This is a genomic window from Pseudomonas sp. NEEL19, assembly GCF_028751975.1.
Lineage (GTDB): Bacteria > Pseudomonadota > Gammaproteobacteria > Pseudomonadales > Pseudomonadaceae > Aquipseudomonas > Aquipseudomonas juntendi.
The window spans coordinates 1,581,250-1,605,243 of record NZ_CP081491.1 but is presented as its reverse complement, the minus strand read 5'-3'; the positions used below and the strand labels follow the sequence as shown (position 1 = coordinate 1,605,243).

25 protein-coding genes are annotated in these 23,994 nt (G+C 63.1%); 12 read left to right on the top strand and 13 right to left on the bottom strand.

Annotated features, from left to right (window positions below; translation table 11 throughout):
* Positions 1-111: 111 nt before the first annotated feature.
* The 3 genes from K4A76_RS07325 (at position 112) to K4A76_RS07315 (ending at position 3,059) form a co-directional block, all read left to right on the top strand.
* On the top strand, positions 112-276 hold the full coding sequence (locus K4A76_RS07325; protein WP_009686760.1) for a hypothetical protein: 165 nt from the start codon (positions 112-114) through the stop codon (positions 274-276).
* 85 nt (positions 277-361) lie between these two features.
* Positions 362-1,726, top strand: coding sequence for a glutamine synthetase family protein (locus K4A76_RS07320; RefSeq protein ID WP_115293581.1), 1,365 nt, complete (start codon positions 362-364; stop codon positions 1,724-1,726).
* Positions 1,727-1,751: 25 nt separating this feature from the next.
* The gene (locus K4A76_RS07315; RefSeq protein WP_029885384.1) at positions 1,752-3,059 is read left to right on the top strand and encodes an NAD(P)/FAD-dependent oxidoreductase; all 1,308 of its coding nucleotides are present in this window, start codon (positions 1,752-1,754) and stop codon (positions 3,057-3,059) included.
* Positions 3,060-3,209: 150 nt separating this feature from the next.
* Here the strand turns inward: K4A76_RS07315 and fadD1 are convergent, their stop codons facing one another.
* Together fadD1 and fadD2 are read right to left on the bottom strand one after the other, a co-directional pair.
* The gene (fadD1, locus tag K4A76_RS07310; RefSeq protein WP_274411843.1) at positions 3,210-4,907 is read right to left on the bottom strand and encodes a long-chain-fatty-acid--CoA ligase FadD1; all 1,698 of its coding nucleotides are present in this window, start codon (positions 4,905-4,907) and stop codon (positions 3,210-3,212) included.
* A 299-nt stretch (positions 4,908-5,206) separates the two neighbouring features.
* Positions 5,207-6,895, bottom strand: coding sequence for a long-chain-fatty-acid--CoA ligase FadD2 (fadD2, locus tag K4A76_RS07305; protein WP_274411842.1), 1,689 nt, complete (start codon positions 6,893-6,895; stop codon positions 5,207-5,209).
* Between the two features lie 219 nt (positions 6,896-7,114).
* Between fadD2 and K4A76_RS07300 the strand changes: the two genes are divergently transcribed.
* Together K4A76_RS07300 and K4A76_RS07295 are read left to right on the top strand one after the other, a co-directional pair.
* Positions 7,115-8,059, top strand: coding sequence for an alpha/beta hydrolase (locus tag K4A76_RS07300; RefSeq protein WP_274411841.1), 945 nt, complete (start codon positions 7,115-7,117; stop codon positions 8,057-8,059).
* Positions 8,060-8,093: 34 nt separating this feature from the next.
* Positions 8,094-8,564, top strand: coding sequence for a MaoC family dehydratase (locus K4A76_RS07295; RefSeq protein WP_009686767.1), 471 nt, complete (start codon positions 8,094-8,096; stop codon positions 8,562-8,564).
* Between the two features lie 57 nt (positions 8,565-8,621).
* On the opposite strand, the gene K4A76_RS07290 is transcribed toward K4A76_RS07295, so the two are convergent.
* Entirely contained in the window at positions 8,622-9,107 is a 486-nt protein-coding gene (locus K4A76_RS07290; protein WP_009686768.1) for an SRPBCC family protein, read from the bottom strand.
* A 187-nt stretch (positions 9,108-9,294) separates the two neighbouring features.
* Positions 9,295-9,552, bottom strand: coding sequence for a DUF2790 domain-containing protein (locus K4A76_RS07285; protein ID WP_274411838.1), 258 nt, complete (start codon positions 9,550-9,552; stop codon positions 9,295-9,297).
* 352 nt (positions 9,553-9,904) lie between these two features.
* Here K4A76_RS07285 and K4A76_RS07280 point away from each other — a divergent pair, with 352 nt between their 5' ends.
* Positions 9,905-10,273, top strand: a complete 369-nt coding sequence (locus K4A76_RS07280; protein ID WP_274411837.1) for a GNAT family N-acetyltransferase — start codon at positions 9,905-9,907, stop codon at positions 10,271-10,273.
* On the opposite strand, the gene def is transcribed toward K4A76_RS07280, so the two are convergent.
* The 3 genes from def to K4A76_RS07265 form a co-directional block, all read right to left on the bottom strand.
* Entirely contained in the window at positions 10,228-10,764 is a 537-nt protein-coding gene (def, locus tag K4A76_RS07275; RefSeq protein WP_054881623.1) for a peptide deformylase, read from the bottom strand. The genes K4A76_RS07280 and def overlap by 46 nt on opposite strands.
* Positions 10,761-11,720, bottom strand: a complete 960-nt coding sequence (locus tag K4A76_RS07270; protein ID WP_009686772.1) for a YihY/virulence factor BrkB family protein — start codon at positions 11,718-11,720, stop codon at positions 10,761-10,763. The genes def and K4A76_RS07270 overlap by 4 nt, the downstream gene beginning before the upstream one ends.
* Before the next feature lie 152 nt (positions 11,721-11,872).
* A complete protein-coding gene (locus K4A76_RS07265; RefSeq protein ID WP_173887966.1) occupies positions 11,873-12,052 on the bottom strand; it encodes a CsbD family protein in 180 nt (59 codons plus the stop codon).
* A 243-nt stretch (positions 12,053-12,295) separates the two neighbouring features.
* Here K4A76_RS07265 and K4A76_RS07260 point away from each other — a divergent pair, with 243 nt between their 5' ends.
* Positions 12,296-13,768, top strand: a complete 1,473-nt coding sequence (locus tag K4A76_RS07260) for a right-handed parallel beta-helix repeat-containing protein (RefSeq protein ID WP_274411836.1) — start codon at positions 12,296-12,298, stop codon at positions 13,766-13,768.
* Positions 13,769-13,932: 164 nt separating this feature from the next.
* A complete protein-coding gene (locus K4A76_RS07255) occupies positions 13,933-14,313 on the top strand; it encodes a hypothetical protein (protein ID WP_009686775.1) in 381 nt (126 codons plus the stop codon).
* Here K4A76_RS07255 and K4A76_RS07250 read toward each other — a convergent pair whose 3' ends face one another.
* Entirely contained in the window at positions 14,314-15,150 is an 837-nt protein-coding gene (locus K4A76_RS07250) for a CvfB family protein (protein WP_009686776.1), read from the bottom strand.
* A gap of 130 nt (positions 15,151-15,280) precedes the next feature.
* Between K4A76_RS07250 and K4A76_RS07245 the strand changes: the two genes are divergently transcribed.
* Positions 15,281-16,144: a DUF6279 family lipoprotein gene (locus K4A76_RS07245; protein WP_274411834.1), complete on the top strand. Its 864-nt coding sequence runs from the start codon at positions 15,281-15,283 to the stop codon at positions 16,142-16,144.
* A 32-nt stretch (positions 16,145-16,176) separates the two neighbouring features.
* On the opposite strand, the gene aceK is transcribed toward K4A76_RS07245, so the two are convergent.
* Positions 16,177-17,892 (bottom strand): bifunctional isocitrate dehydrogenase kinase/phosphatase, encoded by a 1,716-nt coding sequence (gene aceK, locus K4A76_RS07240; RefSeq protein ID WP_274411832.1) that lies wholly within the window; start codon positions 17,890-17,892, stop codon positions 16,177-16,179.
* Positions 17,893-18,036: 144 nt separating this feature from the next.
* Here aceK and K4A76_RS07235 point away from each other — a divergent pair, with 144 nt between their 5' ends.
* Positions 18,037-18,912 (top strand): DMT family transporter, encoded by an 876-nt coding sequence (locus tag K4A76_RS07235; protein ID WP_274411830.1) that lies wholly within the window; start codon positions 18,037-18,039, stop codon positions 18,910-18,912.
* Between the two features lie 13 nt (positions 18,913-18,925).
* A complete protein-coding gene (locus tag K4A76_RS07230; protein WP_054913883.1) occupies positions 18,926-19,384 on the top strand; it encodes a DUF4265 domain-containing protein in 459 nt (152 codons plus the stop codon).
* Positions 19,385-19,387: 3 nt separating this feature from the next.
* Here K4A76_RS07230 and K4A76_RS07225 read toward each other — a convergent pair whose 3' ends face one another.
* The 4 genes from K4A76_RS07225 to cysK all read right to left on the bottom strand — a co-directional run bounded on the left by K4A76_RS07225 (position 19,388) and on the right by cysK (position 22,756).
* The gene (locus K4A76_RS07225) at positions 19,388-20,269 is read right to left on the bottom strand and encodes a DMT family transporter (RefSeq protein WP_054913884.1); all 882 of its coding nucleotides are present in this window, start codon (positions 20,267-20,269) and stop codon (positions 19,388-19,390) included.
* Positions 20,270-20,384: 115 nt separating this feature from the next.
* Positions 20,385-20,546, bottom strand: coding sequence for a hypothetical protein (locus K4A76_RS07220; RefSeq protein WP_009686782.1), 162 nt, complete (start codon positions 20,544-20,546; stop codon positions 20,385-20,387).
* Between the two features lie 127 nt (positions 20,547-20,673).
* Positions 20,674-21,609, bottom strand: a complete 936-nt coding sequence (locus K4A76_RS07215) for an aspartyl/asparaginyl beta-hydroxylase domain-containing protein (protein WP_274411829.1) — start codon at positions 21,607-21,609, stop codon at positions 20,674-20,676.
* 172 nt (positions 21,610-21,781) lie between these two features.
* Positions 21,782-22,756: a cysteine synthase A gene (gene cysK / locus K4A76_RS07210; protein ID WP_009686784.1), complete on the bottom strand. Its 975-nt coding sequence runs from the start codon at positions 22,754-22,756 to the stop codon at positions 21,782-21,784.
* 133 nt (positions 22,757-22,889) lie between these two features.
* Between cysK and K4A76_RS07205 the strand changes: the two genes are divergently transcribed.
* On the top strand, positions 22,890-23,963 hold the full coding sequence (locus K4A76_RS07205; RefSeq protein ID WP_274411828.1) for a DUF748 domain-containing protein: 1,074 nt from the start codon (positions 22,890-22,892) through the stop codon (positions 23,961-23,963).
* Positions 23,964-23,994: the final 31 nt, after the last annotated feature.

The window sequence follows — 23,994 nt, the reverse complement described above, 5'->3', positions numbered from 1 at the left end:
AGGCCGCTCCTACAAGGGATCGCACAGTGGCTGAAAGTTTAGCAAGTCCTTATGTGAAGGTTGCCATTCACTGCTTTAATCACCCTTACGCCGCATGTGAGTATCAAAACCATGACGCCCGCCCAGCCCATCGCCCCACCGTTGCCCCGCCCTTCGCTACCGAAGGCCCGCAGCCGTGCCGGGGAAAACCCGCTGGTGCACATCATCCTCGCCTTCTGGGCCTTGTGGCACTGCCGCCACGCCCGCCCACCGGATACCGCCCTCACGCCGTTGTGACCAAACCCGGCCAGCCTCTGGCCGTTTGCCCCAGCCGGGCCGCCCGCCAGTGCGGTGGCCCTGCGCAGCCGTGAGCGAACCCAACATGCATTTTGCCCCCGTAGAGCACGCCGCCCGTTTTCTGGCCGACAACCCTGATATCGAGTTGTTCGAGCTGTTCATTCTCGACGCCAACGGCGTACCCCGCGGCAAGCTGCTGCACCGCGACGAGTTGCTGGCCGTGTACCAGAGCGGCCGGCCACTACCCAGTACCATTCTCGGCCTGACCCTGAACGGCGACGATGTGGAAAACTCTGGGCTGGTCTGGGATGTGGGTGATATCGACTGCCGCGCCTACCCGCTCGAGGGCAGCCTGGCAAGGTTGCCCTGGCGCCGGGTGCCGACCGCCGCGGTGCAGGTGAGCATGCACCCGAGCGAGGGTTTGCCTGCCAGCATCGCCGACCCGCGCCACGTGCTGCTGCGCACCATCGAGGCGCTGCAAGCCGACGGCTACCACCCGGTGATGGCCTGCGAACTGGAGTTCTACCTGCTCGACCAGCAGCGCGACGCCCAGGGCCGCCCACAGCCCGCACTGGACAACGACGGCGGGCGCCCGCGCAGCACCCAGGTATACGGCCTGCGCGAACTGGAACAGATCGAGCCGTTTCTCGCCGATCTGTATGCCGCCTGCAAAGCCCAGGGCATCCCGGCCCGTACGGCCATTTCCGAATACGCCCCCGGCCAGGTGGAAATCACCCTGGAGCACGGTGACGCACTGCAGGCCATGGACCAGGCGGTACGCTACAAGCGCCTGGTCAAGGGCGTGGCCCATGCCCACGGCATGCAGGCCTGCTTCATGGCCAAGCCATTCGCGCACCTGGCGGGTACTGGCATGCACATGCACCTGAGCCTGGCTGACCACGCCGGCACCAATCTGTTCGCCAGCGACGACAAGGCTGGCACGCCGCTGCTGCGCCAGGCAGTCGCCGGCATGCTGCGCCACCTGCGCGAATCACTGCTGCTGTTCTGCCCCAACGCCAATTCGTTCCGCCGCTTCCAGGCCAACAGTTATGCACCACTGGCACCCACCTGGGGCGTGGACAACCGCACCGTGAGCCTGCGCGTACCCGGTGGCCCGGCCAACAGCCGGCATGTGGAGCACCGCATCTGCGGCGCCGATGCCAACCCCTACCTGGCGGCGGCGGCGATCCTGGCAGCCAGCCACCGTGGCATTCGCGAACAGCTAGACCCAGGGGCACCGGTGCAAGGCAACGGTTATGCCCAGGCCACCGAACACCTGCCCACCGACTGGCTGACGGCGCTCGACGCCTTGCAGCAATCGGCTTGGGCCCGCGAAGCATTGGGCGAGGACTTCCTCGGCGTGTACCTGAAGGTCAAGCGCGCCGAGTACCGCCAGTTCATGGCCGAAGTCAGCGAACAGGACTGGCGCTGGTACCTGCACCAGGCCTGAGCCCCTCAACACTCAAGGAACACCCATGAACGCAGCATTGCACAAAGGCCCGGCGCAGCGCGCGCCGTCCTACTACAGCGCCACCCTCAACGACCCTACCGAGTACCCGCAACTCAAGGGCACGGTGCAGGTGGATGTGGCAATCATCGGCGGCGGTTTTACCGGCGTGGCCACGGCAGTCGAGCTGGCCGAGCGCGGCCTCAAGGTGGCCATCGTCGAAACCAACCGTATAGGCTGGGGTGCCAGCGGCCGTAACGGTGGCCAAGTCACTGGCAGCCTGTCGGGCGACGAAGCCATGCGCTCACAGATGCGTAACCACCTGGGCGCCGAGGTCGATGACTTCATCTGGCACCTGCGCTGGCGTGGCCACCAGGTAATCGAGCAGCGCGTAGCGCGCTACGGCATCGACTGCGATTTAAAGCGTGGCCACCTGCATGCCGCCATGAAACCCTCGCACATGAACGAGCTGCGCGCGTTCGAGGCCGAAGCGCAACGCCGGGGCATGGGCGAGCAGGTTCAAATGCTCGACCGCGCGGCAGTGGCTGAGCACCTGCAGAGCCCACTGTACATGGGCGCCTTGAAGAACCTGCGCAACCTGCACCTGCACCCGCTCAACCTGTGCCTGGGTGAGGCCCGCGCCGCACATGGCCTGGGCGCACTGGTGTTCGAGAATTCCGAAGTGCTGGACATCGTGCATGGCCCGCGCCCGGCGGTGGTTACCGCCCACGGCCGGGTCGAGGCACGCCAGGTGATGCTGGCCGGGGATGTGTACCACAAGCTGGAAAAGCGCCAACTCAAGGGCAAGATATTCCCGGCCATGGGCGGGATCGTCACCACCGCGCCACTGGGCGAACTGGCCGAGCAGATCAACCCCCACGACCTGGCGGTGTACGACTGCCGCTTCGTGCTCGACTATTACCGCCTGACAGCCGACAAGCGCCTGCTGTTCGGTGGCGGCGCCAACTACTCCGGCCGTGACTCGCGGGACATCGAAGGCGAACTGCGGCCATGCATCGAGCGCACGTTCCCGGCATTGAAGGGCGTGCCGATCGAGTTCCAGTGGAGCTGCGCCATGGGCATCGTGGTCAACCGCATTCCACAGCTGGGCAAGCTGTCGGACAACGTGTGGTATTGCCAGGGGTATTCCGGGCACGGCATTGCCACCAGCCACATCATGGGCGAGATCATGGCCGAGGCGTTGACCGGTACGCTCGAGCAGTTCGACACCTTCGCCCAGTGCAAGCATGTGCGGGTGCCGATGGGGGACTTGCTGGGCAACCCGCTGCTGGCGGCCGGCATGTGGTATTACCAAATGCTGGAAAAACTGCGCTGAGCCCAAAACCCATGCCCTTGCTGTAGGAGCGGCTTTGTGTCGCGATGGGCCGCAAAGCGGCCCCTGGATCTTGGCATGGGCGCTGAAATGGACGGGGCCGCTTTGCGGCCCATCGCGACACAAGGCCGCTCCTACAGGGGCAGCGCAGGGTCAGGCGATCTTCTTCAAGCCCTGCTTCTTCAGCTCTTCATCACGCAGCTCGCGGCGCAGGATCTTGCCCACGTTGGTGGTCGGCAACGCATCGCGGAACTCGACATGGCGCGGCACCTTGTAGCCGGTCACGTTGGCACGCATGTGCTCCATCACCTGCTCCTTGGTCACGGTCATGCCCGGCTTGACCACGATGAACACCTTGATCACTTCGCCCGACTTCTCGTCCGGCACCCCGATGGCCGCGCACTGCAACACGCCAGGCAAACCGGCGAGCACATCTTCCAGCTCGTTGGGGTACACATTGAAGCCGGAGACCAGGATCATGTCCTTCTTGCGGTCGACGATACGCATGTAGCCGTCAGGCTGGATCAAGGCGATGTCGCCGGTCTTCAGCCAACCCTGGTTGTCGAGGATCTCGGCAGTGGCCTCTTCGCGCTGCCAATAGCCCTTCATGACCTGCGGGCCCTTGATGCACAGTTCGCCGACTTCGCCCAACGGCAACTCGTTACCAGCCTCGTCGATTACCTTGCACAGGGTCGACGGCACCGGAATACCAATGGTGCCGACCTGGTTCGCTTCGGAAGGGTTGACCGTGGCCACCGGGCTGGTTTCCGTCATGCCGTAGCCTTCGCAGATGGCGCAACCGGTCACCGCCTTCCAGCGCTCGGCCACGCTCAACTGCAGGGCCATGCCGCCCGACAAGGTGATTTTCAGCGCCGAGAAGTCCAGGGCACGGAACCCATCGTTGTTGCACAGGGCAACGAACAGGGTGTTCAGGCCGACAAAGCCGGTGAACTTCCACTTACCCAGTTCCTTGACCATCGCCGGCAGGTCACGCGGGTTGCTGATCAACACGTTGTGGTTGCCGATCAGCATCATAGCCATGCAATGGAAGGTGAACGCGTAGATGTGGTACAGCGGCAGCGGGGTGATGAGAATTTCACAGCCTTCGTGCAGGTTCGAGCCCATCAGCGCCCGGCACTGCAGCATGTTGGCCACCAGGTTGCGGTGGGTCAGCATGGCACCCTTGGCCACGCCAGTGGTGCCGCCGGTGTACTGCAGCACCGCCACATCGTTGGCCTGCGGGTTGGCCTCGGTTACCGGCTGGCCCTTGCCCAGTGCCAGCGCAGCGTTGAAACGCACGGCCTGCGGCAGGTGGTAGGCCGGCACCATCTTCTTCACGTACTTGATCACGCTGTTGATCAGCAAGCGCTTGACCGGCGGCAACAGGTCGGCCACCTCGGTGACGATGACGTGCCGGACCTGGGTCTTGGGCACCACTTTCTCAGCCAGGTGGGCCATGTTGGCCAGGCACACCAAGGCCTTGGCGCCAGAGTCGTTGAACTGGTGTTCCATTTCCCGCGCGGTGTACAGCGGGTTGGTGTTGACCACAATCAGCCCGGCGCGTATGGCACCGAACACCGCGACCGGGTACTGCAGGACATTGGGCAGTTGCACGGCAATGCGATCACCCGGTTTGAGGTCGGTATGCTGCTGCAACCAGGCGGCAAATGCCCCCGACAGCGCATACAACTCGCCATAAGTGATAGTCTTGCCCAGGTTGCTAAAGGCCGGTTTGTCGGCAAAGCGTTGGCAGGATTGCTTGAGTACTGCCTGGATATTGGGGAATTCGTCAGGATTGATTTCCGCCGTAATCCCGGCTGGGTACTTATCCTTCCAAAAATGTTCGATCATGGAAGCCCACTCCTTCAGCAACAGCGAAGTTCGATTCACGCGTCGATGCGCTTATTATTGATATGAGATGACGGTTCGTTGCAAACCGGATCATCTGAAAGCGGGCCGAGAGTAACAGCTTTGCCTGGGGTCGCCTAGAGGCCAAAACGGGCCTTACGGTCACAAAAATGACTCAATGAACAATTTAGGTCATTTTTAGAGTATTTAGCTTAAAGTGGCAAGCTACAAGCTTCAAGCGGCAAGATAGAGCGCGCCAAAGGCTCTGATTCACCGCTTGTAGCTTGTAGCTTGCAGCTGACTCAAGCGATATCCCGCAGCTCCCTGCGCAGAATCTTGCCCACCGGGGTCATCGGCAGTGACTCGCGCAGCACGATGTGCTTGGGCACCTTGTAGCCGGTGAAGTTGGCCTTGCAGTAGGCCTTGAGCTCATCCACGCTCAGCCCCCCCTCGCGCGGCACCACGAACAGCTTCACCGCCTCGCCGGAACGCTCGTCGGGCACGCCGATGGCCGCGCAGTTGGCGACCTGCGGGTGGCCCATCACCACGTCTTCGATCTCATTGGGGTACACGTTGAAACCCGAGACGATGATCATGTCCTTCTTGCGGTCGACGATCCGCGTGAAGCCGTCCGCGTCGATCACGGCGATATCACCGGTTTTGAACCAACCGTCCGCATCCAGGGCCTGGGCGGTGGCCTCAGGCTGCTGCCAGTAGCCCTTCATCACCTGCGGCCCCTTGATGCACAACTCGCCACGCTCGCCCAACGGCAGCTCGTTGCCGTCATCATCGATGACCTTGAAGGCGGTACCGGCCACCGGGATGCCCACCGTACCCAGCCGGGCCAACTGACCGTAGGGGTTGGTACTGGCCACCGGCGAGGTTTCGGTCAGGCCATAGCCTTCGACAATGCGGCAGCCGGTAAGCGCCTCCCAGCGTTCGGCAGTGGCCTTGACCAGCGCCGTGCCACCGGAGTTGGTGACTTTCAGTGCCGAGAAGTCCAGCCGGCGAAAGCCCGGGTGATCCATCAGCGCCACGAACAGGGTGTTGAGCCCGAGCAATGCAGAGAAACGCCACTTGCCCAGCTCCTTGATGAAGCCGGGAATATCCCGCGGGTTGGTGATCAGCACGTTGTGGTTGCCGGTGACCATCATGCACATGCAGTTCGCGGTGAACGCGTAGATGTGGTACAGCGGCAGCGGCGCGATCATCACCTCCTGGCCATCCTTGAGCAGCTTCTGCCCGTCCGGGCCGTGCTGCGAAAAGCACGCCAGCACCTGCAGCATGTTGGCCACCAGGTTGCCGTGAGTAAGCATGGCGCCTTTGGCCAGCCCGGTGGTGCCGCCGGTGTACTGCAGCACGGCGATGTCGTCCAGGCTCTGCGGCACCGGTTGCGGCGACAGGCCGCGCCCCTGGCGCAGCACCTGCTTGAACGGGAGTGCCTGGGGCAAGTGGTAGGCCGGCACCATCTTTTTCAGCTTGTCGACCACCGTGTTGATCAACCAGCCCTTGGCAGTGGGCAGCAGGTCGCCCATTTTCGCTTCGATCAGGTACTCGATGCCGGTGTCGGGCAACACGGCCTGCACCCGCTTGCCGAACATGTTCAGGTAGACCAACGCCCGCGCGCCGCTGTCATTGAACTGGTGGCGCATCTCGCGCTCGGTGTACAGCGGGTTGGTATTGACCACGATCAGCCCGGCACGCATGGCACCGAACACGGCGATCGGGTACTGCAGCACGTTGGGCATCTGCACCGCGATACGGTCGCCCGGCTGCAGGTCGGTGTGCTGCTGCAACCAGGCGGCAAAGGCGGCTGAATGTCGCTCCAGTTGCGCATAGGTCAGGGTCACGCCCAGGTTGCTGAATGCCGGGCGGTCGGCAAAGCGCTTGCAAGAGCGCTCGAACACCTCGACCACCGAGGCATAGGCATTGATGTCGATGGTGGAAGGCACGCCCGCCGGGCGCTTGTCATTCCAGAAGTCGGCTTGCATTTATTATTGTTCCTCTGCCTGGACCTGCACTGCGTCCTTGGATCCTTGACCTGGTCGCCAACCGGCAAACAGGCGTTGCTTCGACGTTAGCAGGTAAGCCCGGGGTGGCCTATACGCCAAGTGCCGCCATTAACATTGTGAATCTTATTTGTGCCCTTCCTGCAATCGGGCCGGTTGTGCATACACTGATCCGGTACCCCATGCGCACAAGGAGCCGCCATGCCCCACGACGCTTTCTGGCTGCCCGTCAGCGGGCACTGCCGCCTGTACGTGCACCAATGGCTGCCAGCCACGCCAGTGAAAGCCGTAGTCTTGCTGGCCCATGGCATGGCCGAGCATGCCGGGCGCTACCAGCGCCTGGGCCTGGCCCTGGCCGCGGCTGGCTTCGCCGTGTTCGCCGCTGACCAGCGTGGCCACGGGCGTAGCGCCGAGCACGGCAGCCTGGGTCTGTTCAGCCGCCATCATGGCTGGAATGCCGTGGTCGACGACCTCGGCCGGCTGGCCCAGTACATTGGCCAACACTACCCGGGCACACCGCTGTTCCTGTTCGGCCACAGCATGGGCAGCTATATCGCCCAGGCTTACCTGCTGCACCACAGTGCCAGCCTGCACGGGGCGATCCTGAGCGGTTCCAACTACCAGCCTGCCGCGCTGTACCGCATGGCCCGGCTGGTGGCGCGGCTGGAGGCCTGGCGCCAGGGGCCGCTGGGAAAAAGTGCGGTGATCGAATGGCTGTCCTTCGGCGCGTTCAACAAGGCCTTCAAGCCCAACCGCACGGCATTCGACTGGCTCAGCCGCGACCCGGCCGAGGTCGACCGCTACGTCAACGACCCGCTGTGCGGCTTTCGGTGCAGCAACCAGCTGTGGCTGGACCTGCTGCAAGGCTTGGCGCAGATCAGCCAGCCGGGTAACCTCGCACAGATCGATCCGAACCTGCCGATACTGATAATGGGTGGGGATTGTGATCCGGTCAGTGCCGGCAAGCGTCTTACCCATCTGGCCGACGCCCTGCGCGCCACCGGCAATCGACATGTACAGCTACGCGTCTATCCTGAAGCGCGGCATGAAGTACTCAACGAAACCAACCGTAACGAGGTCACTGCCGACATTGTCGGCTGGCTTGAACAGGCACTGGCCATTGATCGGCCCGTGCGCAGTGAATGACAGCCACCCTCGCCTACCGCTCAAGGAAACCCCGATGTCCCAGGTCACCAACACGCCTTACGAAGCCCTCGAAGTAGGCCAGAAGGCGCAATACCAGAAGTCCGTCGAAGAGCGCGACATCCAGCTGTTCGCGGCGATGTCCGGTGACCACAACCCGGTGCACCTGGACGCCGAGTTTGCGGCCAAGAGCATGTTCCGCGAACGCATTGCCCACGGCATGTTCAGCGGCGCGTTGATCAGTGCGGCAGTGGCCTGCACCCTGCCAGGCCCTGGCACCATCTACCTGGGCCAGCAGATGAGCTTCCAGAAGCCGGTGAAGATTGGCGACACGCTCACCGTACGCCTGGAAATTCTGGAAAAACTGCCCAAGTTCAAAGTGCGCATCGCGACCAATGTGTACAACCAGAACGATGAGCTGGTGGTGCAGGGCGAAGCGGAAATCCTGGCGCCACGCAAGCAGCAGACCGTGGAACTGGTGTCGCCACCGAATTTCGTTGCCAGCTGAGCATAGCGCTGGCACTACCGGCCCTGCGGCGGGCGAATGCCCGCCCCCAGGCAACCATCAGTCTGGCATCCGCTGGGTGACCAACTCCACCAGGCGGTCCAGGCTTTCACCCCAGCCCTGGTAGAACCCCATGTCCTCGTGGGCCTTGCAATCGGCAGCATTCCAGTGCCAGGCCCGGGCGGTATAACGGGTTTTGCCCCGTTCCTCGTCCAGGCTGATCACGGCGGTCATGAACGCCTTGTTCGACGGTACCCAGCCGGGGCCAAAAGCATCGGTGAACACCAGGCGCCGCGGCGCCGCGATCTCCAGGAACACGCCCTGGGTGGGGTACTCGCTGCCATCCGGCGCCCGCATCAAGGTGCGGAACAGGCCGCCGGGCCACAATTGCATCTCGCATTCCGGGGTGCTCATGCCATGCGGCCCCCACCATTGCCTTAGCCACTCGGGCTCGGTCCAGGCGCGGAACACTTTGGCCGGTGGGGCGTCGATCAGGCGACTGATCAACAACTCATGTTGCGCTTGCGCAGCAGGGGCAAGGCTCATCGGGTGTTGTCTCCGTGGCAGTCAGGCTGGCAGTTCACACAGCAAGGCTGTGCGAATTCCCCACGTCCACGATAGACCAGGCCCGCCCCACGAGGGTGGCCCGCCGAGCAGCGGCTCAGTGCGTTTGGCGATAACGGCCCACGGCGTTCGAGCGCCGCGCGGGGGCGCTCGAACCTCCTGTAGCCGGTCAACCCTGCTGGCAGCCCCCGCCCATGGCACGGTACTGGATGGTATGCACCTGGCCGTGGTGGTCTTCATAGGTCATGGTGGCAGGCACCACTTCGCAGACATTGGGAATGGTCGACAGGTCGATTACCCGCTTGATATCCAGGTTCATCGAGTAGTCGTACTGCTGGGCCACTGGCTGGGTGGAGACGGGCTTGACCTCATCGGCGAGGGCGAACGAGGACATACCGACCAATGCAAGAATCAGTAATGGTTTCATGGTGTTTTGCCTTTTGAGCATTCAAGCTGATCGATTGACTTCTAATGCCGTTTCCGGCGCGGAGAAGTTGCCATCTACGGTGAAGATGGCACGAAGTACCGATCCCGCTTCGTACTGCAGGGGGGATGCCTGAAATTCTACGCCTGGCCGTTAATAGTTGAACCCCGAACTCGGATATTCACTCTTGCCGAATTTGCAACAATCTGCGACAAGATAGCCGCAAAGCATTACGCCAGAGCCTCTGCTCTGTACTCAGGGGAAATTCGCCATTTCTGAACAATTAACCTGCTCGACACTTGCGGATACAGAACGCCGGCTGCTGGACCACTTTTACCGGCAACAAGGCTCGCGCATGCGCGCGGCAAGCGATGCGCAGTTGTGGGTAGCCAGGGGGCCGGGGATCATTGCCGGGCTGAGCCTGGCCAGGGTAACCGGGGGTTTCTGGCTGACCGGCCTGTTCGTCGACCCGCAACGGCGCCAGCAAGGGATAGCCGGCAAACTGGTGAAGGCGGCGCTGGCCCAGGCTGACGGGCCAACCTGGCTGTTTTGCCACCCCGACCTGCTGGCGTTCTATCAACGCCTGGGTTTCGAACTGGCGCAGTGCCTGCCCGACACCCTGCATGGCCGCTTGCAACGTTACCAGCGCAGCAAACGCCTGGTGGCTCTGCAGCATGGTCAGTCGTCGCCTGCTTCCAGCCCTGGGAACAGCACGTCGGTGTAGCCGAACTTGGTAAAGTCCTGGATCCGCGATGGGTACAAACGCCCGATCAGGTGGTCGCACTCATGCTGCACCACCCGCGCGTGGAAGCCTTCGGCAAAGCGGCGGATCGCGTTGCCCTGTGGGTCGATGCCCTCATAGCAAATGTGCTTGAAGCGTGGTACCACGCCGCGCAAGCCGGGCACAGACAGGCAGCCTTCCCAACCGTCTTCCAGTTCAGTGGAAGTCGGGGTGATGACCGGGTTCAGCAGGATGGTCTGCGGCACCGCTTCGGCGTCCGGGTACCGCTCGCTGCGTTCAAAACCGAAAATCACCAGCTGCAGGTCGATGCCTACCTGCGGCGCGGCCAGGCCCACGCCGCCGACATGGCGCATGGTTTCAAACATGTCGTCGATCAGTTGCTGCAGCTCGCCGCTGCCCAGCAGCTGCGCGGGCACTGGCGCGGCGACGCGCAGCAGGCGCTCGTCGCCCATCTTGAGAATGTCACGGATCATCGGGGGTTAGGCTCGGAAGTCTGCGCCTGGCCCGAAGTGGGGTGCTCATGGCCCAGAACACTGATGGTCTGCGCGGGCGCGTGCTCGTCGAAATCCTTTTCACCGGGGTTTTTGCCCTCGGCCGACATGTGCTCGATCACCGCATTCATTTCGGCGCCCAGCAACAGCACGGCAGCCGAGATGTAGAAATACAGCAACAGCACGATGATTGCACCAATGCTGCCGTACATGGCGTTGTAGTCCGCGAAGGTTTTCACGTAGTAGGCAAAGCCCAGCGACGCGATGATCCACACCACCACCGCCAGCACCGAGCCCGGCGTGATGAAGCGGAACTTCTGTTTCACATCAGGCATTACGTAGTAGATCAACGCGACCGCCACCATCAGCAGAAAGACGATCACCGGCCAGCGCAACACCGTCCACAAGGTGACGATGAACTCCTGCATGCCGATCTGGGCGGCGATCCACTCCATGACCTGCGGGCCAAGCACCATCAGCGCGGCGGCTGCCAACAGCATGCCGGCCAGGCCCACGGTGTAGAAAATGGATAACGGGATGCGCTTCCAAACCGGCCGGCCCTCGGGCACATCATAGGCGGCGTTCATGGCGCTCATCATCAGGCGCACACCGGCCGATGCGGTCCACAAGGCAATCACGATACCCACCGACAACAGCCCGCCCTTGGATTGCTGTAGCTGGTCGATTACCGGGTTCACCTGCTCCAGGGCCTGGGGTGGCAATACCAGCTCCGATTGCAGGCGCAACCAGGAGAAAAAGTCGGGCAGGTGCAAAAAGCCGATCAGGGCAATCAGGAACAGCAAAAATGGGAATAGCGAGAACAGCGCCTGGTAGGCCAGCGCCGACGCATAGGTGGACATCTCGTCATCGAGAAATTCCTTGACGGTGCGCGCCAGCACGCGGTGCAAAGGCAGGCCCTGCAGGGCGGAAAAAATCATAGCGTCTCCTTTCGCCGCTTGATCGAATCAACACACAAGTCTAATAGACCGTGCCGAAGCTGTGCTGCTCCCAGTCGCGATTGAAGAAATTGGCGGCAAAAGTAACGGCCTCTTCGCACGTATGCGAAGAGGCCGGCACAGGCTTGCTCAGATCACGGTTTTTTTACCGCGTCCTTCACATCGCCCTTCACTTGCTGCGCCTCGCCTTTGAGCTCTTGCGCCTTGCCCTCGGCACGCAGCTTTTCGTTGTCGGTCATCTTGCCGACACCTTGTTTCACGTTGCCCACCGCCTCATTGGCCAGGCCTTTGACTTTGTCTTTAGTACCGCTCATGGCAAAACTCCTGCAAATGGAGACACGTGTACAGTGTCGACAAAAGGTGGACCCAGCACCCAGCGCAAGAGTTTCAACGAGTTTTCACCCCGCAAGCCAAGCGGTCAATCTAAGGGCGAATACCGCACCAAATCACACAGGCAGCCCTGCGTTGACGCCACGGCTCCCCTAGAATGCGGTGCACATGTGCGCCTCAAGCCAGGCGAGCACACGACAAGAACAATGTTTTCGGATACCCGCCCCATGCGTCTGATGCCTGCACTGCTGGCCTTGCTGCCACTGCTGCCCCTGTCCACCCTGGCCACCGCTGCCGCCAGCCCTGAAACCCTGCATGTCGAGCGTTACACCGACGACGGCAACCCCGGCACCCTGCGCTGGGCCATTGAAACCAGTAACCGGAACCCCGGCCATTACCGTATCGACATCGCCGCCGTGGGCAAGCCACCTTATGTGATCCGCCCCAGCCACGCGCTGCCGGAAATCAAAGGCCCGGTCAGCATCACCGGGCTGGCCTGGGCACGCGAGGGTCAGTACATTGCCATCGACGGCTCCGCCTACATCAAGGACCAGGGTGTTCGCACCTGCCCCGGCGCCCTGCCCGGCCAGTTCGGCACCAACGTGCGCACCACCACCAACCCTGGGCTGGTGCTGCGTGACACTCAGGGCGTGCAACTGCGCGGCCTGGAAGTGCGCAATTTCTGCATCGGCATCCTGGTCAACCGCGCCAGCCACAACGTCATCGAAGACAACCGCATCGTCGCCAACAAAGGCGGCGCCGGCATCATGCTGACTGGCGACGACGGTGCAGGTAACCCTACTGCTACCACCACCAACAACAACAAGGTGCTGCGCAACCAGCTGATCGACAACGGGGATGGGCTGGAGCTGACCCGTGGCGCAGCATTCAACCTGATAGCCGACAACCTGTTCCGCTCCACAGCAGCCAACCCCGAGCCCTCACAGGGTATCGAGATTCTGCTGGGCAACGACAACAGCGTGGTGCGCAACCGCTTCGAGAACTACTCCGACGGCCTGCAGATCAACTGGGGCAAACGCAACTACCTGGCGGCCAACACCTTCAGCGGCAACTCGATCGGGGTCAGCGTCACCGGTGAGGGCAACATCCTCGACGGCAACCTGATCCACGGCAACCGCATCGGCGTGGCCCTGCGCCCGGAGCCTGAGGTGACTACCACACGCCTCAGCGGGAACCGCATCTGGGCCAACAGCCAGGATATCCGCCGCTGCCAGGCGGGCGGCTCATGCGTACCCGGGCAGCGCACCGGGGCCATCGTGTTTGGCGTGCCAGCCCAGGCACACGCCTTGTACGTGGGCTCACGCGGGGTTGGCGCCGACCTGCCGAAGCAGGACCAGGCACTTATCTGCAACGCCAAGGGCGAGCCCAAGCCGTGCCAGCCGCTGCCCAACCACAATCAGCCGGCACCACGGCTGCTGGCGCTGGAAGGCAATGTGCTGCGCGGTGAAGTACAGGGGCCGGCATCGAGCCTGCTGCGCGTTGAGTTCTTCGGCAATGCCCAGGCCGACGCCACCGAGGCCGAGCACTACCTTGGCGAGGTGCAGGTGAACAGTGACGCACAAGGGCAGGCACGGTTTGCCCAGGCGCTGGACGACATCGCTGGGTTGCGCAGCTTCACCGCGACCGTGACTACCGCTGACGGGGCAACCTCCGAGCTGAGCCTGCCGCTTCGTCGCTGACGCACCGCCAGGGCCGGCTGATGGCGGGGGTGGGGCGCAACCCAAGGCAGCGCCCGCGCCGCCCACCTGGCGCGCCCGCAGCAGGCACAAGCATCAAACCTTGCCCCGCCCCGTGGCACCCCTCACAATGCAGGCCTTCATAGCGTCAACCCGCAGGAACCTGCATGAAACTCGACAAACCCGCCGCCATCGCCCGGCGCAACCAAGCACTGGCCCGCCCGGTGCTGAACAGCAGCAACACCCTGTTCGCCATTCTGGACAACAAACGCAACCTGTGGTGGTTCGAAGTGCCGGTGGCGCTGCTGGGCAAGGGCCAGGCCGACTGGGTCAACCTGCTGCTGCACACCCCGCAAACCGACGAGCTGCAGCACCTGAAAGTGCCGACCAACTTCCTCAAGGCCCACCTGGAGCAGATGGAAGTGCGCAAGCCTGGCAAGCGCCGCTCGACCATCAGCCTGGCGCTGAGCGCCGACCGCGACTCGCTGCTGCGCGACACCCGCCCAGGTGGCGAGCAGCTGGACTTCCGCAACTTCGTTCAGGCCTGATCAGGCCTTTTCGATCCGGTCGTCATGGATGACGATCAAGCCCTGCTTGAACAAGCCGCCAATGGCTTTCTTGAAGTTGCCCTTGCTGACATTGAACAGCTTGCTGATCAACGCCGGGTCGCTCTTGTCACACACCCCCAGCACCCCGCCTTCGGCCTCCAGGCGCGCCATGATCTGCTCCTGCAGGCTGTCGGCCAGGGCGGCGCCCACCGGCTGCAGACTTAGGGCGATCTTGCCGTCGTGGCGCAGTTCCTTGATGAAACCCTTCTCGTGCATGCCCGAGCGCAGGAACTTGAACACTTCGTTCTTGTGGATCAGGCCCCAGTGGCGGTTGTTGATGATGGCCTTGAAGCCCATCGGCGTTTCGCCAGCCACCAACAGCTCGACCGGCTGCCCGACCTTGTAATCGGCCGGGGCCACGTCGAGGTAGCGGTCCAGGCGGGAAGTGGCGGTGATGCGGCGGGTGCGCTTGTCGAGGTACACGTGCACCACGCAGTAGTCGCCGATCTTCAACGGCCGCGCCTCTTCCGAGTACGGCATCAACAGGTCCTTGGACAAGCCCCAGTCGAGGAAGATGCCGGCACCGTTGATGTCCTTGACCTTGAGGCTGGCAAACTCACCGACCTGCACCTTGGGCTTCTCGGTGGTCGCAATCAGCTGGTCTTCGCTGTCCAGGTAGATGAACACGTTCAACCAGTCATCGACTTCGGTTTCGGCGTTTTTCGGGATATAGCGCCCGGGCAGCAGGATCTCGCCATCGGCGCCGCCGTCCAGGTACAGACCGAAGTCCACGTGTTTCACGATTTGCAAACTGTTGTAACGCCCAAGCAGAGCCATTTCCGATGATCCTCATAACAAGGCGGCTATTCTACACCTGAAGCCAGCGCGCCGCCCGACCGCTGATGCAGTGGAACCGCCGTGCCCCCCTCGCGTCTACCGTCTGGCCAGCCACTGCAAGGAACAGCACATGCCTTCACGCCTGTCCAAAGCCCTGCTCATCGCCCTTGGATTCGCCCTGGCCCTAGGCGCCTGCAGCCGCATGGACCTGGCCTACCGCAACCTCGATCGCCTGGTGCCGTGGTCGCTGGGCGACTACCTGGACATGAACGGCACGCAAAAGGCCTTGCTCGACGACCGCCTCAAGCAACACCTGGCCTGGCACTGCAAGACCCAGCTACCGGGCTACCTCGACTGGCTGGAGCGGGTCCGCGCTATGGTCGCCGACAACCAGGTGACCGACCAGGCGCTGCAGCAACGCACCCGCGAAGCGCGCCAGGCGATTGGCCGTGTGGCCGAGGAAATCACCCCTTCGGCGACCGAGTTGTTGCGCGGCATGAGCGACAGCCAGGTGGCCGAAATGCGTGAAGCGTTCCGCGACGACATCGCCGAGCGGCAAAAAGAGTACGTCGATACCCCGCTGGCCGAGCAGGTCAGCGAGCGCAGCGCGCGTATGGAAAAACGCCTGACCGCCTGGTTTGGCCCACTGTCCGCGGTGCAGAAGCAACGCGTACAAGCCTGGTCAGCAGCGCTGGGCGACCAGAACCGCGAGTGGATCGCCAACCGCGCCCACTGGCAGCAACAGCTGCTGCTGGCGATGAACCAACGCAACGACGCCAGCTTCGAGCCGCGCCTGGCGACCTTGTTGCAACACAAGGAAAGCCTGTGGACGCCGGAATACCGCGCGGCCTTCCAGAACACCGAACAACAGGCGCGCAGCCTGTTGGTAGACCTGGTGCAGCAAAGTAGCGTGCAGCAGCGGCAGTTGCTGCAAGCGCGGTTGGCCAAGGTGCGCGACCACTTCAGTGAGCTGAAGTGCCTGAAGAGTGCCTGAAGGCGTGATGGGCCTGGCCTGCAACACCGCCATCAGCGCCCCTTGCGCCGATACGGGAACACGTCGATCACCTTCCCCTCGCCAATGGCCGCCTGCAGGCCCTTCCAGTAATCCGCGTCATACAGCTCGCCGTGCAAGCGGCTGAACAAGCGTCGCTGGCCCATGTCGGCAAACAGAAACGGCGGGAACTCTTCGGGGAACACATCGTGCGGCCCGATCGAATACCACGGCTCGCCCGACAGCTCGTCTTCCGGATACCGCGGTGGCGGTATGTGGCGGAAATTCACCTCGGTCAGAAAGCAGATTTCGTCATAGTCATAGAACACGACCCGCCCATGCCGGGTGACGCCAAAGTTCTTCAACAGCATGTCACCAGGAAAAATGTTCGCTGCCGCCAGTTGCTTGATGGCCAGGCCGTAGTCTTCCAGCGCCGCCAGCACCTGGCCTTCGCCCGCGCGCTCCAGGTACAGGTTCAGCGGGGTCATGCGCCGCTCGGTCCAGCAGTGGCGCACCAGCACCGTGTCGCCCTCCAGGGCCACGGTCGAGGGCGCCACTTCGAGCAACTCGGCCAGGCAATCAGGCTCGAACTTGCTGCGTGGGAAACGAAAATCGGCGAACTCCTGGGTATCGGCCATGCGCCCTACCCGATCCACGCTTTTCACCAGCCGGTACTTGTCGATCACCGTGGCGCGGTCAACGGTTTTCGACGGTGAAAAGCGGTCTTTGATGACCTTGAACACGGTGTTGAAACCCGGCAGGGTGAACACGCTCATGACCATGCCGCGCACCCCCGGCGCCATGACGAAGCGGTCATCGCTGTTGGCCAGGTGGTTGATCAAGGCCCGGTAGAACTCCGACTTGCCTTGCTTGTAGAAACCGATCGACGTGTACAGCTCGGCAATATGCTTGCCCGGCAGAATGCGCTTGAGAAAATGCACGAACTCGGCCGGCACCGGCACATCGGCCATGAAGTAGGAGCGGGTGAACGAGAAGATGATCGACACCTCGGCTTCGTCGGTGATCAACCCGTCCACCTCGATGCCATGGCCCTCGCGGTGCAGCAAGGGAATCACCAAGGGCCATTGCTCATCGCGGTTGTACAGGCGGCCCACCAGGTAGGCACCTTTGTTGCGGTACAGCACGGGCACGAACAGCTCCACCGCAAGCTCCGGGTCCTTGCAAACCCAGTCGGGCAGGCATTCGCGCACCTGCGCTTCCAGCCGTGCCAGGTCACCCTCCAGGTCACCGTAGGCGACATCGAACGGGTAGTCGGCGAAGATCGCCTGCAGCATTCCCTTCAGGCTACCGCCCAGCGCATAGGTACGGGTTTGCGCGGCGCGCTCGCGCCCGCGCAGCGACGGCCGGGTGGTGTGGATGAACATGCAGCCATCACTGATCTGGTCGTGGCTGAACAGGCTGCAGAACAGCGAGTTGTACCAGGTCTCGGCCAACTCATCGTCCAGCCGGGGGTCGATCTGCTGGATGTAGGCGTGTTTGGCCAGCGGCCACTGCGCCACGTCCAGCAACACCGACGCGGGGAAGGCCTGGCGCAGCCAGCCGTTGACCTCGGCGACTTTTTCTTCATACAGGCTGATGCGCGCAGCCGCGGCCTGCTGGATTTCCTGCCAGCGCGCCTGTTCGAAGCGCTGGCGGGCGCCGAGGGTGATGCGCTGGAAGTGGTCACGGTAATCGTCGAAGCCCGCCAGGATGGTGCGGGCGATTTCGACAGCGGGCCAGGGTTGGGGCATGCCGGGCACCTCATGGGTGAATGAGTTACACAGCTTAGTCGGCCTGATGCAAATGCGGGCCAGGTTCACTGCGCAAGAAAGCACAAGTATCGCCCCGCCCCCTCGCGTACACTCGCGCCCCTGCCCTGCCCTCCGGAGACCGTTGTGAGCCCGATTGCCCTAACCCGCCTGCTGACCCTTGCTGCCGTCTGGGGGGCGAGTTTCCTGTTCATGCGCATTATCGCCCCCGAGCTGGGCACGGTGCCGACCGCGTTCTTTCGCGTCTCGATCGCCTGCCTGGGCCTGGTCGCCATCGTCGCCGCCAGCCGCGTGCGCTGGGACTTTCAGGGCAAGCTCGGGGCCTGCCTGGTACTGGGCATGATCAACTCCGGCATCCCGGCAACCTTCTATTCAGTAGCTGCCCAGGTGCTGCCAGCCGGTTACTCGGCGATCTTCAACGCCACCACGCCACTGATGGGCGTGCTGATCGGCGTGCTGTGCTTCCGTGAACCCATGACGTTGGCCAAGCTCTGCGGCATTTTCCTCGGCCTGCTCGGTGTCGGCATCCTCAGCGGGGCCGGGCCGGTGGCCCTGGACATGGCCCTGCTGCAAGGCGCCCTGGCGTGCCTGGCAGCTACCACCTGCTACGGCTTTGCCGGGTTCCTCGCGCGGCGCTGGGTCAGCGGCCTGGACAGCCGCCTGTCGGCGCTGGGCAGCATGCTCGGCGCTACGCTGATGCTCAGCCCGCTGTTCGCCTGGAGCGCCCTCAGCCAGCCGCCCGCCAGCTGGGGCGGCTGGCAGGTCTGGCTGTCGCTGCTCGGCCTGGGCCTGCTGTGCACGGCATACGCCTATATCCTGTACTTCCGTCTGCTGGCAGAAATAGGCCCGGTAAAGGCCAGCACCGTGACCTTCCTGATCCCGGTGTTCGGCGTGCTGTGGGGCGCATGGCTGCTGGACGAGCCGCTGTCGCTGGCGCACCTGTATGGCGGCCTGCTGATTGCTGTGGCCTTGTGGCTGGTACTGCGCCCGGCGCGCAATTGACCGGGAGAACGGCATGAACCCGACCTGCAAGAAGGTGCTGTTCCGCCTGGAACAGGACGCCAACGGCTACCCACCGGCCTCGGTCGAAGGCCTTTGGGCCAAGGCTGTGGAAGGCGGCCATGCCGTGGACAACATCCCCTTTCATGTGTACGGCATCGCGCCGGGTGACCTTATCGGCACCTATGAAGAAGACGGCCAGACCTGGTTCGCCGAACTGCGCCAAAGCAGCGGCACCTCGGTGTTCCGGGTGCTGGTCAAGCCCCCGGAAACCCTCGATCAGGTTCGCGCTGCCTTGCAGGATTTCGGCTGCGCCTGTGAAACCGAGCAGTCGGTAAGACTGCTGGCCGTGGCAGTACCGCAACAGCGCTCAATCGACACCCTGCTCTACTACCTGCTCACCCAGCGCGAAGCCGGGCTGCTGGACTTCGAGGAAGGCGTACTCCGGCACGCCATCCCCGCCGAGTTCCGCTAGGGCTCAGGCCTCGGCCAGGCGCTTGGCAGGCTTGCGGAACACGAACAGCAGGCCGACCACGATCAACCCCATGCCCAGCAGGCTGAGCGGCGCCAGGCGGTTGCCGAAGATCAGCAAGTCCATCACCGCGGTCACCGCCGGCACCAGGTAGAACAGGCTGGTGACGTTGACCAGGTTACCCTTGGCGATCAGCCGATACAGCAGCAAGGTGGCCAGCAGCGAAACCACCAGGCCCATCCACAGCAAGGCAGCCACGAAACCCCCGGTCCACTGCACCTGTAAGGGTTGCAAGGGTGCGAACAGCGCGCACAGGGCAAAGCCGGCCAGGTACTGCAGCGGCAGCGTGCCCATGGGGTTGTCGGTGATGCGTTTTTGCAGGATCGAACCGCAGGTCATGCTGGCCAGCGCCAGCAGGGCGAACAGCATGCCCGCCAGCGACACCCCACCCAGGTTGAGCCCCTGGTACACCACCATGATCAAGCCGCTCAAGCCCAGCCCCAGGCCGAACAGGCGGCTGATCGAACGCTGGCGCTCCATCAGCACGACGGTGAGGATCGGTTGCACGCCCATGACCGTGGCCATGATGCCTGGCGTGACGTGGGTGTCGAGGGCCAGCAGATAGAAGATCTGGTAAGCCCCGAGCAACACGCAGCCAGTGCCCAGGGCACGCAGCATGGCGCCCTTCCGGCGTGGCCAGCGCAGCCCCAGCAACGGCCCGATCAGCAACAGGCCCGCCAGGGCCAAGGCAGAGCGCAGCAGCAGGAAGGCGAACGGGCTGGCATGCGCCAGGCCAAGTTTGGAAACGATCGCCCCGCTGCTCCACAGCAGGACGAACAGGCTGGTAGTGGCCGCCGAGGCCACGGATGCTTTGTTGAAAAAGGACATGTATTGCCACCTGATGATAGGCAGATAAGCCAAGCGGACGGCCTGCGCTAAAGCGCACTAAGTAGCCGGCCGGGTTCAGTGGGTTGCGTGTGCGAAGGGACTCGGCCGAAGCCGATCAGCCCAACACGACCACGCAGCATGGCGGAGCTACGCCGCCTACGGCGCCACTGACAGGTGGTGGGTAATGACTGACCATGGCCGGCTGCTGGCTGCCACGCACGACCATGCCCGCGACTGGCGCGATGGCAAAGCTGGTGGTGGAGGGCTTGGCGGGCATGATTCAGGCTTCAGGGAAGGAAGTGTTGTGGAGAATAGCGGTGAACCCACGATTGGGCAATAGCGGGCGCCAGTGCGAGGTGAGCTGGCCTGTGCGCGGGTGAACCCGCGCACAGGCCAGCCTGCGCTCAGAACAACCAGCGGTAAAGCAGATAAGCCACGACCACCGCCAGCACCGGGCGCAGGACCCGGTAGGCCTTGGGGTTGGCCCGCTTGAACTGCTTCACGCGAGTGCTGAGCTTATTGGAGAAACGCTTGCTCCAGGCATACGCCTGGTTGATACCGCCCACCCGCTCGTCGTCGGTGTTCTGTGGCGCGGTGGCGCGGCCCAGGAAGGCACTGACCTTGCGGTTGATGCGGGTCATCAGCGGGCTGCTCAACGGCCGCTCGATGTCGCAGAACAGGATCACCCGGGTCACGTCGGTCTCGTTTTTCACCCAGTGCACGTAGGTTTCATCGAACATCACGTCTTCGCCGTCCCGCCAGGCGTATTCCTGCCCATCGACGTAGATGCGGCAGGCGTCGGAGTTCGGCGTGGACAGGCCCAGGTGGTAACGCAACGAACCGGCGAATGGGTCGCGGTGCGGGTTCAGGTGGCTACCGCCAGGCAGCAGGGCGAACATTGCGCCCTTGACGTTGGGAATGCTGCTGACCAGTTCTACGGTTTTCGGGCACAGCGCCTCGGCCGATGGCAGCGGCTTGTCATACCACTTCAGGTAAAACCGCTTCCAGCCCTTCTTGAAGAACGAACCGAAGCCGGCGTCGTTGTCCTTCTCGGCGGCGCGGATATAGCCCTCGTCGAACAGGCGCATGGCCTCTTCGCGGATTTCCTGCCAGTTGTCTTTGAGCACATCCAGTTCCGGGAAGCGCTGGCGGTCCAGGTAGGGTTTGGACGGCACCCCGGAAAACAGGTACATCAAGGCGTTGTAGGGGGCGAACAGCGCCGAATGGTTGACGAACTGGCGCAACACCGGCAGGCGGGCCTTGCCGCGCAGGTGCACGAACAGCACGCTGCCGAAGAACACCAGCAAGACACCCGCCTTGGCTGCAAAGGATAAGGTCATGCATCACTCCTAGGGGAAGAAACAGGGCTGCGCGGCCTGCTCTCCTGAAAATCATCCTGCCATCATAAACCGATCCCGCCGCGGTACAAACCACCCGGGCGGGATCGTGTCGATGAAGATTGTGCAGTCAACCAGGCCGCCGAACATTGAGCCCGGTCAGCGGCATGGCCGGTTACTGCTGGTTTTCCTGGTCGCTGAACATGTCGCTGAACAGCATGCTCGACAAATAACGCTCGCCAGAATCGGGCAGCACCACGACGATGGTCTTGCCTTGCATTTCCGGTTTTTCCGCCAGGCGCACGGCCGCCGCCATGGCTGCGCCGCAAGAAATGCCGCAGAGAATGCCCTCTTCCTGCATCAGGCGAATGGCCATGGCCTTGGCCTCTTCGTCGGCCACCGTCAGCACCTGGTCGACGATCGACAGGTCGAGGTTTTTCGGTACGAAGCCAGCCCCGATGCCCTGGATCTTGTGTGGGCTGGGCTTGAGCTCTTCGCCGGCCAGGGTCTGGGTGATCAGTGGCGAAGCCTCTGGCTCCACGGCCACCGACAGGATCGCCTTGCCCTGGGTATGCTTGATGTAGCGCGACACACCGGTGATGGTGCCGCCCGTGCCCACCCCCGCCACCAGCACGTCCACCGCGCCGTCGGTGTCGTTCCAGATTTCCGGGCCCGTGGTTTTTTCGTGAATGGCGGGGTTGGCCGGGTTCTCGAACTGGCCTGGCAGGAAGTACTGCGCCGGGTCTGAGGCCACGATTTCGTTGGCCTTGTCGATGGCGCCCTTCATGCCTTTGGCCGGCTCGGTCAGCACCAGTTCGGCGCCTAGCGCCTTCAGCACCTTGCGCCGTTCGAGGCTCATCGACGCGGGCATGGTCAGCATCAGCTTGTAGCCACGCGCGGCGGCAACGAAGGCCAGGCCGATACCGGTGTTGCCCGAGGTGGGCTCGACTATGGTCATGCCCGGCTTGAGCCGGCCGCTGCTTTCGGCATCCCAGACCATGTTCGCGCCAATGCGGCACTTGACCGAGTAGCCCGGGTTGCGCCCCTCGATCTTGGCCAGGATGGTCACGCCACGCGGGGCGATCCGGTTGATCTGCACCAGCGGCGTGTTGCCGATGGAATGGGCGTTGTCTGCAAAGATACGGCTCATGGCAGGGGTCCTTGGCATGAAAGCGAGCAGGAAAAGACCTCAAGGGTAAGCCCCGGCCGTAGGCCCGTAAAGCCTGTTCGAACTCAACCGGGCGCATTGCGGTCCACCGCACATCCTCCTGGGAGACACCCCGATGAAAGCCCGTTATCGCTGGCCGCTGATCGGCCTGGCCAGCCTGGTGGCGCTGCTGGTGGCGTTGCACCTGGCGCTGCCCTACCTGGTACGCGACTACCTCAACGACAAGCTGGCCGACATGGGCGACTACCGTGGGCACGTGGCCGACGTGGACCTGGCCTGGTGGCGCGGGGCCTACCGGATCAACGGCCTGCGGATCGTCAAGACCAGCGGCAAGGTGCCAGTGCCGCTGTTGGATGCACCGGTTATCGACCTGTCGGTCAGCTGGCACTCGCTGATCTACGACAAGGCCGTGGTGGCGAAAGTAATCTTCGAGCAGCCCGAACTGAACTTCGTCGACGGCGGCAACAAGCAGGCCTCGCAGACCGGCCAGGGCACCGATTGGCGGCAACAACTGGAAAAGCTGCTGCCGATCACCCTCGATGAAGTGCATATCGACAATGGCACCCTGACCTTTCGCAATTTCAATTCCAACCCCCCGGTCAATCTCAAGGCAACCCGGCTGGACGCCACCATCAGCAACCTGACCAACGTGCGCGACAAGCAAGGCCGGCGCGACGCCAGCTTCGAGGGCACGGCGCTGATCGCCGGCAATGCCAAGGTCGAAAGCCGCGCCACCTTCGACCCGTTCAGTGACTTCGATGACTTCGAGTTCCGCCTGCGTGCCACCGGCATAGAACTGCGCAACCTGAATGATTTCGCCAGTGCCTACGGCAAGTTCGACTTCAGCGCAGGGCATGGTGACGTGGTCATCGAGGCGCAGGCAGAAAACGGCCGCCTCAATGGCTACATCAAACCGCTGCTGCGTGACGTGGACGTGTTCGACTGGCAGCAGGATGTCGAGGACAAGGACAAAGGCTTCTTCCGCTCGGTGTGGGAGGCCTTGGTGGGCGCCTCCGAGACGGTGCTGAAGAACCAGCCGAAAAACCAGTTCGCCACCCGGGTGGAGCTCAGCGGCAGCGTGCACAAGCAGAACATCAGCGCCTTCGAGGCCTTCCTGCAGATCCTGCGCAACGGCTTCATCCAGGCGTTCAATGCACGCTATGAGCAACCGGCGCCGAAGTCCGACTGAAACAGCGTGACGGGGCATTCAGGGACTGAAT